Genomic DNA, 15,987 nt, shown 5'->3' with positions numbered 1-15,987 from the left:
GCGCATAAGTTCGTAATTTCCATTAACGTGTTCAGCCGATCCAGCTATGATTAACCTGTAAGCGGCGGCGGTAGCGAACGTGACCGTGCTGTTTACGCTCAGGAGGTAAGGGATGAGAGAGCACAGGATTTTGAACAAACCGGCAGCTCTTATGCTGGCAGCAGCCTTATGCTCAGTACTGCTTAGTGCGTGTAATTCCAATGATAATCTAGCGGGTTCGGCAGTTGGCGGGGATAACAATGGGGCTGTGGCAGCGGGCAATAATGATACTGCTGCGGACGCTTCCCTGGATAACACAGAGCCAATCATCGAGATTACCGCTTGGGATCAACCGGCACCCGATGATCCCGGCAAACCCTTCATCGAAAGCCGGTTCAAGCTATTCGAGGAGCTTCATCCGAACATTAAGGTTAAGCATGTTGAAGCATTCCAGACGAATGTGCGCGAGAAATTTATGACAGCGGTTGCAGGCGGAGAAGGGCCGGATGTAATGGAGCAGCCGTTCCCGGACATGCAGCTCTATATGCAGAAGGGAATTGCCGCAGACATCACGGATCTGATGAATCGCTCGCCGGATAAGAGCCGTTTCATCGACGGCGCATTTGATCTGGCCATGAAGGACGGCCGAATTTACGGCATTCCAAGCTTCATGTATTCGTCCGGCTTGCTCTATAACAAGTCGATGTTCAAGAATGCAGGGATCGTCAGTCCGCCGAAGACATGGGATGAATTTGCGGAAGCGGCCAAGAAAGTACAGCAGCATAATCCGGATACGATTGGTTTCGATATTCTGGGCATGGACTGGGCGGATTGGCATTTCGAATATTATGTGTGGCAAGCAGGCGGGGACTTGACGGAGCTTCAGCCTAATGGAACCGTGAAGCTGATGTTCAGCTCGGAAGCGGCCGTGAAGGCGCTCCAATATTATAAAGATTTGAAATGGACCCACAAAGTGACCCAGAAGAACGTCGTTCAAGATTACAACGAGAATTTGCGAGACTTCTATACCGGTCGTTCCGCAATGATTCTCGGCAGCTCCGACAGCTTCGGCAACTTCTTGAAGCAAGGGATGAAAGCGGAGGATATCGGCTTCACTCCTTTCCCGGTTGGACCCTCGGGCAGAGCGCCTTCGCAAGTGGGAGGGAACTTCTGGATGCTGAATCCGAAATCGACGCCGGAGCAGCAGAAGGCCGCATTCGAGTATGCGATGTTTTTCCTGTCCAAGGAACATATGGAGGCATGGGCGCAGTTCTGCTTGGACAACGGCTTTGCGATCAATCCGCTTTCGATCGTGAAAGACTTCGACGTAACGAAATGGGTCAAGGATTTGCCTCCGGATTATGTAGCGGCTGTTCAGGCAACGGCGAAGGATAAACATCTGGAATATTATTTGAAAAGCAGTCTGAGCAGCTATCTCGTAAAGCCGATTCAGAGGATTCTGCTTGATCCGAGCGCCGACCCGGCCACAGAGCTCAAAGCGGCTGAAGCACTTGCCCAGAAGGAAGTCATCGATAAGTATAACAGTGATATTTTGGCAGGCAGCAAATAGCTGATTTGATACGAGCAATTCATTACTGCACCGCGCCGCGCCGCATAGCGATCCGGTCATCCAGCGCGGTGCAGCAAGTAGGTGGTGAGGAAATGGTGAATAAATGGAAGATCCCGTGGACACCGATTTTGTTCCTGCTTCCTTCTATCGTCGTATTTTTCATATTCAAATATTATTTGCTGTTTAAAGCGGTCTATATCAGTCTCTTTAACTACGATATTATGACCCCGCCCGGCAAGTTTGTCGGCCTTGGCAATTACGTTGAATTTCTCGGCAGTCACACGTTCTGGGTTGCGATGAAGAACACGTTTATTTTCTTCGGCTTGTCGGTGCTGCTCGTATTCTGGGTTCCAATCGTACAGGCGCTCTTCCTCAGTCATATTAAACGGCTGAACGGACTCTATCTTGTGCTCTATCAAATTCCGAATGTGCTGCCGCTTGTTGCGGGAGCTCTGCTGTGGAAGTGGATGTATAACCCCGATCGTGGATTGTTCAACTATCTGCTCGGTAAGCTCGGGCTCGGCCCGTATGGCTTTCTGAATGACCTCCGCATGACTAAGCTCGCGATTGTGCTGCCCGGTTTCTTCGCCAGCGGAGGTATCGGGGTACTGCTCTACTATGCAGCCATTAAATCCATCTCATCCGAGTTATTCGAAGCAGCGAAAATTGACGGCTGCGGACCTTGGCGGCGCATGCTGATCATGATTTTGCCGAACATTTCGTTCGTCATCATCATTCAGTTCGTCGGGTTTATGTCAGGTGTTCTGCTGTCGTTTGATACGATATTCGTAATGACGCAAGGCGGACCGGCAGATGCCTCGCTGGTTGTGGCGCTCATGATTCAGAAGACGGCCTTCGAGCAATCGAGATTCGGGGTTTCGGCAGCGCTCTCCTTCTTCATGTTCCTCTTAATCGCCCTACTGACCGTTATTCAATTCCGCTTGCAGAGAGAGGACGACTGAACGCAGATGAGACCTAATCGTATTGTGGAAAAGGGCGAACGTAAGCTGGACGTCGCTTCCTATCTGGTTACGATCGTGTTCGTCGTGCTTGGACTGCTTCCGCTGGTTTGGCTGCTTGTAACGGCCATTATGGATAACGAATCGATTGAATCGACGACACCGAAGTTCCTCCCGAGAATTCCCCATACGATCGAGCTGACGCTGGATTACTCCGGCATCGGGAATCAAGAGCAGACGTTCTATGAGAAAGATGCGATGAAAGCGATTTGGTATCCGTGGCGTGCCTTCATGCGCGACAATATCGGGGAGATTACCGTCACCGGCATTAAGGATGGGCTCAAGCTGTACAGGGCGAAGACAACCGCGGCTGAGTTCTACGTGGGGCAACCCTTTATCGTGTCCAACGATCGTTTCTCCGACAAAATCATGAATACAAAGCTGACTCAAATTCGAGAACGCCGCTTATCAGACTTCGCGTGGTATGGGATATCGGAAGGGGAGGCTTATCGCGTGCAGCCCAATCTATCCGATGAGCCGCTGAGTGTGCAATTGCGAGCTTATTTCGACGAGAGCGGATTGCTGAACGGCAAAGTGGTGGAGATGGAGCAGTCTCGGAATTGGCTGCGTTTGTTCGATAGCTTCCGAAGCTTGAATCTGCTGGCAGTGGAGACTGCGGGCAGTCTGGGATTCTATCATTTCTTCCTGAACAGCCTCACTATCTGTCTGGTCGTTATCGCGTGGCAGCTCTTCTTCGGGGCGCTGTCCAGCTACGCGCTGTCACAGCTCATTCCGAATCGCAGAGTTCGATTCATCGTCCTGATGTATTTCCTCGCAACGATTATGATTCCAAGCGTGTCCGTGCTCATTCCGCAATATTTGCTTATGCAGAAGCTGGGCCTCGTGGACAATATTTGGGCCATCATTTTGCCTCATTTCGCATGGGGGTTCGTTATCTTTCTATTCAAAGGCTTCTTCGATCAGCTGCCCAAAGAGCTGCTTCAAGCCGCACGCGTAGATGGCGCTTCGGAGCTTCGGACTTTCCTGCGCATCGTCGTTCCGATGTCCGTGCCGGTATTCACAATCGTGGCAGTACTGACTTTCATTCCGGTTTGGAATGATTTCCTCTGGCCTTACGTGGTATCGAGGTCACCGCATAATTGGACCTTCACGGTGGCGATGAATGATATGCAAAGCGGGCAGAACCCACGGCCCAACTGGATCAGCGCGAGCGGCGTCATTTCGATTCTACCGCTGTTGCTCGTGTTTATGGGCACGCAAGGTGCGCTCGAGAAGGGGATTTTGTTTAGCGGCGTGAAGGGTTGAGAGGTGGATAACTGAAAAAATGGTGGCAATAGGGTTTTCCCTTATCGCCACCATTTTTTGATGTGAACACCATCTATACGCCTGCACCGGTCTGCATCGCAGCATGACTGCCTGCAGTGTAGCCGGTCGAGAAAGCGGCCGTGATATTGTATCCGCCCGTATAGCCATGGATATCCATTATCTCGCCGCAGAAGTACAGCCCTTCCTTGCATTTGGACTGCATCGTCTTCGGATCGATTTCTTTGAGATTCACGCCGCCGCCGGTAACAAAAGCTTCCTCGATCGAAAGTGTTCCGTTCGCATAGAGCGGGAAGGCTTTCATCAGCTTGCTGAGCTCGCGCCACTCTTGTTTAGGAATATTATCATAGGTGACATAGGGATCCAGCGTGGTTCGTCCGAGCACAATCGGCAGAATCCGTTCAGGCATGTAGCTTTTGAGCACATTAATAATGGCTTTCTTGGATTCCGATTTCGCCGCAGTCAAGGTTTGGTTGTAGAGCTCCTCTACGCTTAAGTCCGGGAAGAAGTCGATCGTCAGCTGAACGGGAGCTTTGGTTTTGACCCGCTGCTTCACGACGAATTGACTGCAGCGCAGCACAATCGGCCCGGAGATGCCAAAGTGCGTAAACAGCATGTCCCCTCGATGCGTAATGATAGATTTGCCTTTCTCATTGTGCACGCTAAGTGCGACGTCTCTTAGAGCAAGTCCTTGAATCTCCCGTTTCACGATAAAATCTTCCTTTGATGTCAAGGGTACCTCAGTCGGGAATAACGGCGTGATGGTGTGACCGGCTGCTTCCGCCCACGCGTAACCATCTCCGGTCGAGCCTGTGTGAGGCACCGATTTGCCGCCGACCGCGACGATTACCGCGTTACCTTCAATTCGTTTGCCGCTGGCAAGCTTAACGCCAAGCACCTTCTCTTCATCATAGAGCACACTGGCAACCGGGGAGTTGACGAGCAAGTCCACATCGTAGCGTTTCACTTGGCCAACCAAGGCATCGACTACCGTTTTCGCTTTATCCGAGACGGGGAACATGCGGCCGTTATCTTCCTCTTTAAGCGCGATGCCGAGCCCTTCGAAGAACTCGATGATCTGTTTATTGGAGAAGTTGCTCAGCGCGCTGTGGAGGAATCGCCCGTTGCCGGGGATGTTTTTGATCAGTTCGTCGGTATCTTTATTGTTCGTCACATTGCAGCGTCCGCCGCCGGAGATGCCGAGCTTGCGCCCCAGCTTGTCTCCTTTATCGAGCAGCAATATTCGGGCACTGAGCTTGCCGGCTGCTACTGCTGCCATCAGACCGGCTGAGCCTGCACCGACGATGATAATATCATAGGGTTTCATTTCTACTATTCCGCCTTTTATGAAGTGGGACGATGTCCGCGAGTTTCGCTAATTATTTACTGAATATAACTGCAATTTACCGTTAATTATCATACTACCCCGAACATGCCGCGTCTACTCGTTAGTAAGTTTTAAAACTACCATTTAGAAACGTTGTAAAATTCCAAGACCTATGTTTTAATCGGATTAACAGCTTTTCTCTATTACATATACTGGGTTTCTAGGTGCTAGTAGGAAGGTGGGACTTGTTTTTGTGTGGAAGCTTATTCTCCTGCAAATTATCGTAGCTTTAATGCCCGTATTCGCCTTTCAAGTTTGGTACGATTATTCGAAACCGCGCAAAAATATTCCCATCATTCTCATCCTCATTTGTGGAGCCTGCGTCCTTCTTGGGCTGGAGGTCTGTGTTGAAATCAAAGAGTTCTACTTAGATTACCATTATGCACCTCTTCTGGTCGGATCGTTGTACGGCGGCATAGGCGTGTTGATCCCATTAGCAACCATATTCATCGTAGCAGAACTGTATATGATGGATGGATTTTGGGTTTGGATCGATGCTGTCGGCATGCTGTTGCTGTTATTTCCCATTATTTACAAGTACCACAAAGGCTTCCTGAACTTCTCCAGACAACGCAAGCTTAAGATCGTGATGGCTTCGACTGCCGTCATTTTGTTGATTCGCGCAAGCGCCTTCATTTACTATGATTGGGCCGAACAACCAGACCTGACCTCAACTGACCTCTTCTACTTTATCGGCCATGAGCTTCTCTACTTCTTGGTGATGTGGATGATGCTGACCTTTGCAGAGAATTTCATCCGCAGGCAGATGACCGCATACGAGCTCAACGGCATTTCCAACAACTACCGCATCGAGGTTCAGAAGCTGCAGCAATTTATTGATGAAACGCCGCTCGGCGTCATCTTCGTCGATCAGCAGGGAACGATAACCCATATCAACGAAATGGCGATTCATCTCTTGCGTGATAAAGTGGGCGGCAAACGGCGCCATGAGCTGCTTGGCCAGCCGTTTACCATCATGTACGATCATATCGAGAAGGATGTCCTTGGCAGGCTGCTCTATCAGGCGCTCAATGGGCATCGTCTGACGACGGAATATGTGCAGGAGCAGGGCAAAATGTATGTCAACTCCGGCATCTGCGTACGCGATATGCAAAATAACGAAATCATCGGAGCCGCTCTCATCGCCCACGATATAACAGAGCTTAGCCGTCTGCGCGACGAGATTGGGCGGATGGAACGCTTAAGCTTGGTCGGTCAGATGGCGGCGAGCATTACCCATGAAATCCGCAACCCGATGGCCGTTATTCGGGGTTTCGTGCAATTAATGCGGGAGCGCAGCCCGGAGCATCAACAGGAATATTTCCGCATTGTAATGGACGAGCTCGATCGAGCGAACAGTATTATTAACGACTTCCTTTCCTTGGCTCAGAATCGGATTATTGAGAAAGAAAGCTGCTCCCTGCATGATATCCTAAACGAGATCATGCCGCTGCTCTGGGCAGACGCCAATTTGCGGGGACAGTCGATTGAGCTGCGTTTGGCGGAGAGAATTCCGGCTTTAATGCTGAATGAGAAAGAGATGAAGCAGCTGATCTTGAACCTGGCCCGCAACGGGATGGAGGCCATGGATCAGCATGGCGTATTGACGATCCAGACGGAATCGCATACGGATTATGTGGAGCTACGAGTAAACGATAACGGCAGCGGCATTCCGAAAGAAAAGCTGGAACGGCTGTTTGAACCTTTCTTCACGACCAAATCCCGCGGTACCGGCCTTGGCTTACCGCTATGTCTGAGTATTATCGAGCGTCACGGCGGCGGCATTCAAGTGGACTCCGAAGAAGGAATCGGTACGACGTTCATCGTCAAGATCGACAGAAGTCGCAATCATAATGAAGCAGCCGCTGCACTAAGCGCCTACTAAGGAGAAACCGAACATGTCTGAAGCGATCGAAATCGGTCCTTTACGTCTGGATGCGATGCTGCTGGCTGGTCTTCTATCCGCGGCAGTCGGACTGGCCCTCTTTAAGTTATGGATCGCACGTTCATCCCTTCAAGGCGAAACCAATTGGCTTGATATTGGATTGAATGCGGTTATTTGCACGATTATCGGCTGGAAGCTGGCTTTTCTTATCCGGGATCCGGAGATCCTCTGGGAACGGCCAAGTGCACTGCTGCTCGTTCGCGGCAGTGGGGTTGATACGGCTTTTGGTTTTGTTCTTGCATGCGCGTACATCGGGTACGCAGGCCGGAAACGTAAAATCCCACTTAATAAGCAGCTGGATGTGTGGCCTTATGCGATTGTGCCCGGCTGCTTCGTGTGGACGTTGGTAACGGATATTCCTTACGGAATCCCTTATGCGCTGCTGATCGCTTGCGTATACGGAGTTTTGTTTCGCACCGGCGCTTCGAGTCGAATCGGGAGCGGGGAGTCAGCATCGATCAGTCTGCTAGGAACAGGTATAGGCGGATTGTTTGTCAGTTTGTTTGCGGCATATCCTCCGGGGACTTTGCCAGCGTTGACCTACGGTTTGACGACGCTGCAATGGCTGTTTATCGCGTTGTCCTTTATCGGTATTTTCATGCGCCGGAAGGTACGGATAAGCTGATTGTCCCCCGCGCATACTAGCGGTGGAAGGGGGTGCCAGCATTGGGAAACAAACAAAAGCAGCACAATGCCGGGGCACAGGATGCCGCAGCAAGCAACAAGCAGCGCAGCAGCGGTAAAGCTCCGGAATCGGAAGGTTACGACAAGAAATTAGACGGCCCTAATCGCCCTGCGGACTAAGGGGGACTTAGTATGAGCAAGGATAAAGAGCGGGATTTGGATTCCCATCCGCTTGCTTTCAGCAAGGATGATCCGGAGTTGGATCCTTTTGAAATTAACTTTCTGCCCGAGTTTCGCGATAACCGGGGGCCACGGGTGCCGTTTGTGAACAGCAGCGGCGTCGTTATCGGCGATCATAATTATGAATCGCCGAATTCACCGCTCAATCAGTGGACGGAGGAAACGGATCCGGCCGTTATGGCGGGCAGCGAGTGGGTGCATCCGTTCAAGGATATCGGTTTTCTGACAAGCGAGAATCGGGATTATTTTGAACAGGGGATCCTTCCGCAAGGCGGCATTTTTCTGCATGAAGATAAGAATGCGGCTTCCGGAATCGCGGAGAATGAGCCGGCTGAGGATAAGTAAAGCGGTAGATAGGAAGCAATCGGGCGCGGGTCCGGTTGCTTTTTCTTTGCTTTCAAATTGAGCGGGGCGTATAATAGAAAGAAAATTGAACTTTTAAGGAGCGATTATTCATGTCGATGTCTTTTGAAAAATACATGGTGGATATGGTGCAGCCAATGCGCGATGACTTAACTCGAATCGGAATTGAGGAGCTTCGTACACCTGACGAGGTTGCTGCTAAATTGACAGATTCCAAGGGAACTGCGCTTGTTGTCGTAAACTCCGTTTGCGGCTGTGCCGCAGGACAATGCCGTCCGGGCGTAGCGCAAGCGTTGCAGCATGACATTACTCCGGATCACCTGTACACGGTATTTGCCGGTCAAGATAAAGAAGCAACTGCGAAAGCGCGTGAATTCTTCGCGCCATACCCGCCGTCTTCGCCATCCATCGCACTGATGAAAGACGGAGAGCTCGTTCATTTCATTGAACGTCATCAAATCGAGAACCGTTCGGCTGCTGACATTGCTGCAGATTTGACATCTGCTTTCGAGCGTTTCTGCCGTTAAGAGGTGTAAGGAGACATGGGGATGAGCTTGCAGGACGAAATCATTAAGCAATTGGGCGTAAAGCCTGAAATCGATCCAGAGCAGGAAATTCGCCGTCGCGTTGATTTCCTCAAGGAATACGTGCGCAAGTCCGGCACGACGGGGCTGCTCATTGCGATCAGCGGCGGGATCGACAGCGCGGTAGCAACAGGTCTCTGCAAGAAAGCAACAGATGAATTGTCCGCTGAGACGGGCAAAGAATATATGACACTCGGCGTGTTCCAGCCTTACGGTGATCAGGTCGATATTGCAGACAGCTACGCGGTTGCGGAAGCGTTCAATCTGAAATATCGCGTGGAAACCAACATTCAAGAGGCCGTCGATGAGATTGCCCTTGAAGTGGAACACAGCATGAAGTCGATCGGCATTTCGCGCCACATCAGCCGCGGGGGCAAAGGCAACGTGAAAGCCCGCACCCGCATGGTGACGCAATATGCGCTCGCATTCGAGCTGAATCTGCTCGTTGTCGGGACAGACCATGCATCCGAAGCGGTCACCGGCTTCTACACCAAGTGGGGCGACGGCGCGGTCGATATTACGCCGCTCACGTCCTTGAACAAGCGGCAAGTCCGCCAGCTGGCAGCTGCACTCGGCGTACCGGGCGAAGTCGTCACCAAGGCACCGACTGCCGGCCTCTGGGACGGCCAAACCGACGAGAACGAGCTCGGCATCACTTATGATGACAACAGCTCTTACCTCGAAGGCAAACAAATCGACGATGCGACTCGCGAGAAGCTCGAGAAGCAATTCATTAAAACCGCCCACAAGCGTGACCCGATTCCGGGTATCTAATGCATGCAACCGCCCCGCCGATTCTCGGCGGGGCGGTTTTTGCTTAGCATTCAAACTAACCCCAGCCTCCCGTTTCGGTTGGTGAGAGTCGTGGAATCCGACTCTCACCGCCAAAACCAACCCTAGATTCCCCGTTCCGGTAGCTGAGAGTGGCGAAATGAAACTCTCAGCGTCCAAACTAACCCTAGATTCCCCGTTCCGGTAGCTGAGAGTCGCGAAATGGAACTCTCAGCACCAAAACCAACCCCGGATCCCCTGTTACGGTAGCTGAGAGTCGCAGAATGGAACTCTCAGCACCAAAACTAACCCCAGATCCCATGGTCGGTAGCTGAGAGTCGCAGAATGCAACTCTCAGCACCAAAACTAACCCCAGATCCCATGGTCGGTAGACTGAGAGTCGCAGAATGGAACTCTCAGCAACAAAACCAGCCCCAGATCCCATGGTCGGTAGCTGAGAGTCGCAGATGGAACTCTCAGCAACAAAACCAACCCCAGATCACTCGTCTCGGTAGCTGAAAGTCGCAAAATGAAACTCTTAGCACCAAAACCAACCCCAGATCCCATGGTCGGTAGACTGAGAGTCGCAGAATGGAACTCTCAGTAACAAAACCAGCCCCAGATCCCATGGTCGGTAGCTGAGAGTCGCAGATGGAACTCTCAGCAACAAAACCAACCCCAGATCACTCGTCTCGGTAGCTGAAAGTCGCAAAATGAAACTCTTAGCACCAAAACCAACCCCAGATCCCATGGTCGGTAGACTGAGAGTCGCAGAATGGAACTCTCAGTAACAAAACCAGCCCCAGATCCCATGGTCGGTAGCTGAGAGTCGCAGATGGAACTCTCAGCAACAAAACCAACCCCAGATCACTCGTCTCGGTAGCTGAAAGTCGCAAAATGAAACTCTTAGCACCAAAACCAACCCGGGATCCCCTGTCCCGGTAGCTGAGAGTCGCAAAATGGAACTCTCAGCGTCCAAACTAACCCCAGATTCCCCGTTTCGATAGCTGAGAGTCGCAAAATGAAACTCTCAGCACCAAAACCAACCCCATATTCTCCGTTCCGTTAGCTGAGAGTCGCAAAATGGAACTCTCAGCACCAAAACTAACCAATCTATTTCATTACCTTTGTGATTGCCAAAAAGTCATGGTACAATCATAGCAAATCATTAGGTTGTGAAGCACACACCGCTCGATTGGACTCGTCTGTCCGATTGTGGCGGTTTTTTTATGTTCATTTTGAGGGAGGATGAGTGGAATGTCTTTTCAAGCAGCGTATCAACAATGGATGGATCGTCAATTACTGGTGCAGAGGAGGGAAGGTAGACACAGGTTAGAGGAGGGACAAGGCCATGCGGAGCGGCTGTTTCTGCAGCAAGTGTGGTATCCGGCATTTCGGAGTTTCGATTATTTATTCGGTGAATATGAAGTGGCTGATTTCAAGGATGGCTCGCGGTATCTGGACTTTGCTTATATCCGTGAACCGATCAAGCTGGCCATCGAAATCGATGGGTATGGCCCCCATTCATCTAAAGTCACCCGCTGGTAATTCTCCGACTCCTTAATGCGCCAAAACCATCTCATCATCGACGGCTGGCAGCTACTTCGCTTCTCCTACGATGACATCACTGAACGTCCGCGCATGTGTGAGCAAATTCTCCAGCAGTTTATGGGCTGCTGGCTTGGCGGCATTCACGATCGCAGACGTTTGCGTGGAACAACGGAGCTTCTCGAGGCGGAAGTTCTTCGACATGCGCTGCGCCTAGATCGTCCACTTCGACCACGGGATGTGATGGAGATATTGGAGATCCCCAGAGTGAAAGCCTATCGGCTCCTTCATCAGATGCACCTGAATAATCTCTTGAGCCCAGCAGGCAAAGGCACCAAGACGATACGTGGCTTCCTAATCAATCGGGAAGTCGTCCGGGAGCGGCGCTGAGAGTTCCTGTCGGAGACTCTCAGCAACCGGAACGGCAGGACCTTATAAGCATTTCGCCATGAAACTACACAGGACAAGTGGTATGATAAGGAAAGCAACGCAATTCATCATGGATATGCAGCAGCACCGCGGGTCGAAGTTGGATGAGTTTAAATGAACCTCATGGGGAGGAAGCTCAACGAATGAATGCAGACGTGTGGAAACATCGCAATCCATTAGTACATACGCGTAAGGCACTGTCGGAGGGACAGTTGACGGTTGGTTTTATCGGCGGTTCGATTACAGATGCGCGCACGCGGCACAATTGGCCGGAGCCCGTCATTGCTTGGCTGGTCGAGCAGTACCCCGAAGCAAGAATTGTCGTCGAAAATGCGGCGATCGGTGCAACCGGCAGCGAGCTTGCCGTATTTCGTGCAAAACGCGATCTAATCGATCGGGGCTGCCAGCTTGTGTTTATCGATTATGCCGTAAATGATTTCGGCGAACCATCGGATCAAAGAAGACGCACAAGAGAAGGGTTACTCCGGAAGCTGCTTGCGGATGGAGACCGCGATATCGTGCTCGCACATACGTTTATGCAGACGATGTATGCGGTAATGAGCGAAGGCGGCGTGCCGGATTCGATCGCCGAGCTGGAAGAGCTCGCCGATTACTACGGGATCGGCTCGGTATGGATGGGGCTGTACGCGCTTGAAGAAGTCCGCAAAGGCCGGATGCGCTGGGAGGAGTGGCTGCCGGACGGCTTGCATCCAGCTCATAGAGGCAGCTTGAGCTACGGGCAGAGCATAATCGCTTTTCTGGAGAAAGAGCTGCTGGGAGAGTGGACTACAGCTGAACGCTCCGCCACCACTACCTCGGCGAACGAGTTCCTCCCCGCACCGCTGCATCCGCAGCACTGGGGAGCCGCGGAACTGCTGCCGCTCGCGCAAGTAACAACCGAAGGCCCGTGGGTCATCCGTCGCTGGCCGTTCTATGAATGGATCGACCAAGTGCTGGAGACGGCGGCAGTAGGCGCGAAGCTGTCTTTTACATTCGAAGGCCGCGGATTGTCGCTGGGGTTTGATTTTGGCAAAATGTCGTCCGAATTTCGTTACCGAATTGACGGTGGAGACTGGGTGGCCATGTCGCGCGAGCGCCCGGACTGGTGCGGGGATGACGGCTGGTATCGAGCCTGCTTCCTAGGTGACGAACTGCCGCAAGGCACGCACAAATTGGAGCTGGAAGTCACGCATGGCGACGGTCCGGAATGCAAGGGGACGAACTTTAGATTGGCACATATCGGCGTCATCCGCTAGCGTGTGCGTATCCCGGAGATGAACATGAACAGATCGTATTTATTAGCTAGATTGCTCATTATCATGCTGCTGAGCGTATTCTTGTCTTCTTGCAGCAAACAAGCCAAGCAACCGGTCGAGCTAACCGTATCGGCCGCAGCTAGCTTGAAGGACGCGCTCACCGAACTGAAAACGACCTACGAAGAGCAGCGCGATGTGCGAATCACGTACAATTTTGGAGCTTCGGGTGCACTGCAGCAGCAGATTGAGCAGGGAGCTCCGGTGGACCTGTATATTTCCGCGGGTCAGAATCAGATGGAGGCCCTCCGGAACAAGGGACTGGTAGGAGTAAGTCCGATTTTGCTGCGAAACGAGCTGGTCTTGATTGTGCCCAAGAAGCCCAATGATTCAACATCAACAAAACCTTCCGAGCTCACCGAATTAACCGACGCCTCCTACAAGACGATTGCGATCGGCGCGCCTGAGAGCGTTCCCGTCGGAAGTTATACGAAGCAGACGCTAACAGACGCGGACATTTGGGACGAAATCGAGCCTAAAGTGGTGTACGCCAAGGATGTGAGGCAGGTGCTGTCCTACGTAGAGACGGGCAACGCGGACGCGGGTTTCGTCTATTTGACGGATGCGAGGACATCGACCAAAGTCACGATCGCATTAACGGTAGCCTCTGAAACGCATAAGCCAATCGTGTACCCGGCAACGGTAGTGAAGGAAACGAAGCATCAAGAGGAAGCTTTGGAGCTGTTAGGTTTTCTGCAAAGCGAAGAGGCAGGAAGAGTATGGAAAAAATACGGATTCATCCTGCCCTAGTGCAGCAACATTCACAAGTAAGGCGGTAGACGGCAGTGATTATCGGAATTGGGCATGACATTTCATCGCTTGAGCGAATGGACAAAATGATACAAGGCGATAGCGGCGCCAAGTTTATGCGCCGAATTCTGACCGAACGCGAGCTGGAGCTTGCCGAAGCGGCTGGCGGGAAACGGCTGGTGGAGTTTACGGCCGGCCGGTTTGCGGTGAAAGAAGCGGTATCCAAGGCGTTTGGCTGCGGGATTGGAAGCAAGCTTTCTTTTCGCGATATTGAAGTGGATCGACATGAAAGCGGGAAGCCAGTGTGCCGATTGACTGATGGTGCTTGGGAACGGCTTGGCTTGATGCAAGCGAAGACGACCATCCATGTCACGATCACGCATGATCAGTCGCTGGCTTCGGCGTTTGTGATTGTGGAACGGCTGGACTGAAAACGGATGCATAGCATCGTCACCATTTGCCCATAATTGGAATATACCAATAGGGATTAACCAGGGTAGAGGGACGGTGGAAGCATGACGGCTCACTCTGAACGAAAAGATAAGCGCTATTACAAGAGCGGAGAACTTGTTCCGACCGATGGAGTGTACGGTGATGCTTGGGGCAGCTTGCTGCCGCTGGTTGCCGGTGATCTGTTTCCGGCTCATCCGAAGATGGGCGCATCCAAATGGTTCTATGAAAGCACATTGTCATCCGGTTTGCCCCAGATGCGAATCGGTAAGCGAAACATTCGCGAACCATAAATAAAAGACCCACTGCTCAAACAGCATCATGCGCTATGCATGTATCCGCTGTAGCAAGCAAGGGTCTTTTTATTATTTCTTGGCACTTAACCAGCTAGCCAGCTCGGCTACTTCGTCCGGAGTAAGCTTCCCCGAGAAGGCAGGCATACCGCCGCCGCCTTTATTAATTTGAGCGGTAATTTGATCCTTCGTCATTCGTTTGCCGACATGCTGCAGGTTGGTTGAAGCACCCATCCGGCCTTGCAGCTCCGATCCATGGCAGGAGATGCAATTGGATTTATATACCTTGGGCACGTTTGAGGCCGAAGTCGAAGTCGGTGAGGACGAGCCGCAGCCTGTAAGAAGTATCACGATAAGCAATGCAAGCAGCGGGGAAAAGCGCGAAAAATCAATGGTTTGGCTGGTAGAAGAGCGCATAGGCGGTCGTAATCCTCCTCGTGTTGATGAACTTACAATTGAATTTTTGGTCGATGAATCCGGGAAAGCATGGGCTTTACGGAGGTGTTCATTTGGTCAAAGAGTGCGCTATAATAGGGAAATGCGCGTACACTCGCAAAATCTGAAAGTGGGAGACGCAGGTGAAAATATAATGAAACACACCTACAAGACGATCATACAGAATTATTTTCACCGCTTTCAAGCGGATGTAACCATCGCAGCATACTCTGCGCCTAAGAACGGACAGGCCATGGAGCAAGTTTCAGAATTTTACAGGCTCTGGTTTATTATAGAGGGTGAAGGCGAGCTAATGCAAAGCGGACGCTTGTATCGTACCAAACCCGGACAGCTGCTGCTGCTGCCTCCCGGTAAGCAATCGTTTAATACAGGATCAGCGCCGAATGCGGTATACTGGTGCAATTTTCGAGCCTCCATCGGGGATATGGAAATATTCGATTTGCTTAAGCTGCCGATCATTGTGGAGCCGAAGGAGCAGGTTCACCTGCGGGCGTTGTTCGAACGATTGATCGACGTCTACAGATCGTCGATGATTACACGGGAGCTGCGCATTCGGGCAGCTTTGTTTGATATTATGGCTATTTATTTGGAATACGGCGGCATAAGCGAAGAGTCGCTTCAACAGGTCGAACCGCTCGAGAAAATCGACCGCGTGCTGGACTATATCGAGCACAATCTGTCCGAACAGATCGGCGTTGATGATTTGGCCAGACTCGCGTATCTCCATCCGAATTATTTTATCGGCTATTTCAAAAATATCGTCGGTTACGCACCTACTCAGTACGTGAACATGCGCCGCGTGGAGCGGGCCAAGCAGCTGCTGGAGAAGCCGGATTGCAATATTTCGGAGGTTGCTCAGCAGGTTGGGATGCAGAATCATTACTTATCGCGGATGTTCAAGCAGTATACGGGCGTAACGCCGAGCCGCTATCGGCAAATCTATTTGAGCAAAAAACAGAAAAAATCATAAATGTTGTGTAGG

The 15,987-nt window shown here is 51.5% G+C and carries 18 protein-coding genes; 16 read left to right on the top strand and 2 right to left on the bottom strand.

Features of this window, described 5'->3' with window-relative positions; genetic code table 11:
* Positions 1 to 112: 112 nt before the first annotated feature.
* The 3 genes from BM412_RS18640 to BM412_RS18630 all read left to right on the top strand — a co-directional run bounded on the left by BM412_RS18640 (position 113) and on the right by BM412_RS18630 (position 3,834).
* Positions 113 to 1,549, top strand: coding sequence for an extracellular solute-binding protein (locus BM412_RS18640; protein WP_091221623.1), 1,437 nt, complete (start codon positions 113 to 115; stop codon positions 1,547 to 1,549).
* Positions 1,550 to 1,641: 92 nt separating this feature from the next.
* Entirely contained in the window at positions 1,642 to 2,511 is an 870-nt protein-coding gene (locus BM412_RS18635; protein ID WP_091221619.1) for a carbohydrate ABC transporter permease, read from the top strand.
* Between the two features lie 6 nt (positions 2,512 to 2,517).
* Positions 2,518 to 3,834, top strand: a complete 1,317-nt coding sequence (locus BM412_RS18630) for a carbohydrate ABC transporter permease (protein ID WP_091221617.1) — start codon at positions 2,518 to 2,520, stop codon at positions 3,832 to 3,834.
* Positions 3,835 to 3,907: 73 nt separating this feature from the next.
* On the opposite strand, the gene BM412_RS18625 is transcribed toward BM412_RS18630, so the two are convergent.
* Entirely contained in the window at positions 3,908 to 5,200 is a 1,293-nt protein-coding gene (locus tag BM412_RS18625; RefSeq protein ID WP_256256493.1) for a BaiN/RdsA family NAD(P)/FAD-dependent oxidoreductase, read from the bottom strand.
* Positions 5,201 to 5,432: 232 nt separating this feature from the next.
* On the opposite strand from BM412_RS18625, the gene BM412_RS18620 reads away from it, so the two are divergent.
* The 12 genes from BM412_RS18620 to BM412_RS18575 all read left to right on the top strand — a co-directional run bounded on the left by BM412_RS18620 (position 5,433) and on the right by BM412_RS18575 (position 14,549).
* The gene (locus BM412_RS18620; protein WP_091221611.1) at positions 5,433 to 7,124 is read left to right on the top strand and encodes a two-component system sensor histidine kinase NtrB; all 1,692 of its coding nucleotides are present in this window, start codon (positions 5,433 to 5,435) and stop codon (positions 7,122 to 7,124) included.
* Between the two features lie 13 nt (positions 7,125 to 7,137).
* Complete coding sequence (locus BM412_RS18615) at positions 7,138 to 7,809, top strand: hypothetical protein (RefSeq protein WP_091221609.1); 672 nt, start codon at positions 7,138 to 7,140, stop codon at positions 7,807 to 7,809.
* A 41-nt stretch (positions 7,810 to 7,850) separates the two neighbouring features.
* Positions 7,851 to 7,988 (top strand): hypothetical protein, encoded by a 138-nt coding sequence (locus BM412_RS32170; RefSeq protein WP_177245916.1) that lies wholly within the window; start codon positions 7,851 to 7,853, stop codon positions 7,986 to 7,988.
* A 12-nt stretch (positions 7,989 to 8,000) separates the two neighbouring features.
* On the top strand, positions 8,001 to 8,393 hold the full coding sequence (locus BM412_RS18610) for a DUF3905 domain-containing protein (RefSeq protein WP_091221606.1): 393 nt from the start codon (positions 8,001 to 8,003) through the stop codon (positions 8,391 to 8,393).
* Between the two features lie 110 nt (positions 8,394 to 8,503).
* Positions 8,504 to 8,938, top strand: coding sequence for a BrxA/BrxB family bacilliredoxin (locus BM412_RS18605; RefSeq protein WP_091221603.1), 435 nt, complete (start codon positions 8,504 to 8,506; stop codon positions 8,936 to 8,938).
* A gap of 21 nt (positions 8,939 to 8,959) precedes the next feature.
* A complete protein-coding gene (nadE, locus tag BM412_RS18600; protein WP_091221600.1) occupies positions 8,960 to 9,769 on the top strand; it encodes an ammonia-dependent NAD(+) synthetase in 810 nt (269 codons plus the stop codon).
* A gap of 1,254 nt (positions 9,770 to 11,023) precedes the next feature.
* On the top strand, positions 11,024 to 11,314 hold the full coding sequence (locus BM412_RS18595; protein WP_091221598.1) for a hypothetical protein: 291 nt from the start codon (positions 11,024 to 11,026) through the stop codon (positions 11,312 to 11,314).
* A 15-nt stretch (positions 11,315 to 11,329) separates the two neighbouring features.
* Entirely contained in the window at positions 11,330 to 11,704 is a 375-nt protein-coding gene (locus BM412_RS31895) for a hypothetical protein (protein WP_143111652.1), read from the top strand.
* A gap of 182 nt (positions 11,705 to 11,886) precedes the next feature.
* Positions 11,887 to 12,999, top strand: a complete 1,113-nt coding sequence (locus BM412_RS18590) for an SGNH/GDSL hydrolase family protein (RefSeq protein WP_091221595.1) — start codon at positions 11,887 to 11,889, stop codon at positions 12,997 to 12,999.
* Positions 13,000 to 13,023: 24 nt separating this feature from the next.
* On the top strand, positions 13,024 to 13,806 hold the full coding sequence (gene modA, locus BM412_RS18585; RefSeq protein ID WP_091221591.1) for a molybdate ABC transporter substrate-binding protein: 783 nt from the start codon (positions 13,024 to 13,026) through the stop codon (positions 13,804 to 13,806).
* A 35-nt stretch (positions 13,807 to 13,841) separates the two neighbouring features.
* On the top strand, positions 13,842 to 14,237 hold the full coding sequence (acpS, locus tag BM412_RS18580) for a holo-ACP synthase (protein ID WP_091221589.1): 396 nt from the start codon (positions 13,842 to 13,844) through the stop codon (positions 14,235 to 14,237).
* Between the two features lie 84 nt (positions 14,238 to 14,321).
* Positions 14,322 to 14,549, top strand: coding sequence for a hypothetical protein (locus tag BM412_RS18575; RefSeq protein WP_091221588.1), 228 nt, complete (start codon positions 14,322 to 14,324; stop codon positions 14,547 to 14,549).
* 72 nt (positions 14,550 to 14,621) lie between these two features.
* On the opposite strand, the gene BM412_RS18570 is transcribed toward BM412_RS18575, so the two are convergent.
* Positions 14,622 to 14,966: a c-type cytochrome gene (locus BM412_RS18570; RefSeq protein WP_091221584.1), complete on the bottom strand. Its 345-nt coding sequence runs from the start codon at positions 14,964 to 14,966 to the stop codon at positions 14,622 to 14,624.
* A 172-nt stretch (positions 14,967 to 15,138) separates the two neighbouring features.
* Here BM412_RS18570 and BM412_RS18565 point away from each other — a divergent pair, with 172 nt between their 5' ends.
* Positions 15,139 to 15,975 (top strand): AraC family transcriptional regulator, encoded by an 837-nt coding sequence (locus BM412_RS18565; RefSeq protein ID WP_177245915.1) that lies wholly within the window; start codon positions 15,139 to 15,141, stop codon positions 15,973 to 15,975.
* Positions 15,976 to 15,987 lie beyond the last annotated feature (12 nt).

The sequence above is a fragment of the Paenibacillus sp. BC26 genome, assembly GCF_900116125.1.
Taxonomy (GTDB): domain Bacteria; phylum Bacillota; class Bacilli; order Paenibacillales; family Paenibacillaceae; genus Paenibacillus_Z; species Paenibacillus_Z lignilyticus.
The sequence above is the reverse complement of the archived record's forward strand: the minus strand, read 5'-3'. Positions and strand labels throughout refer to the sequence as shown.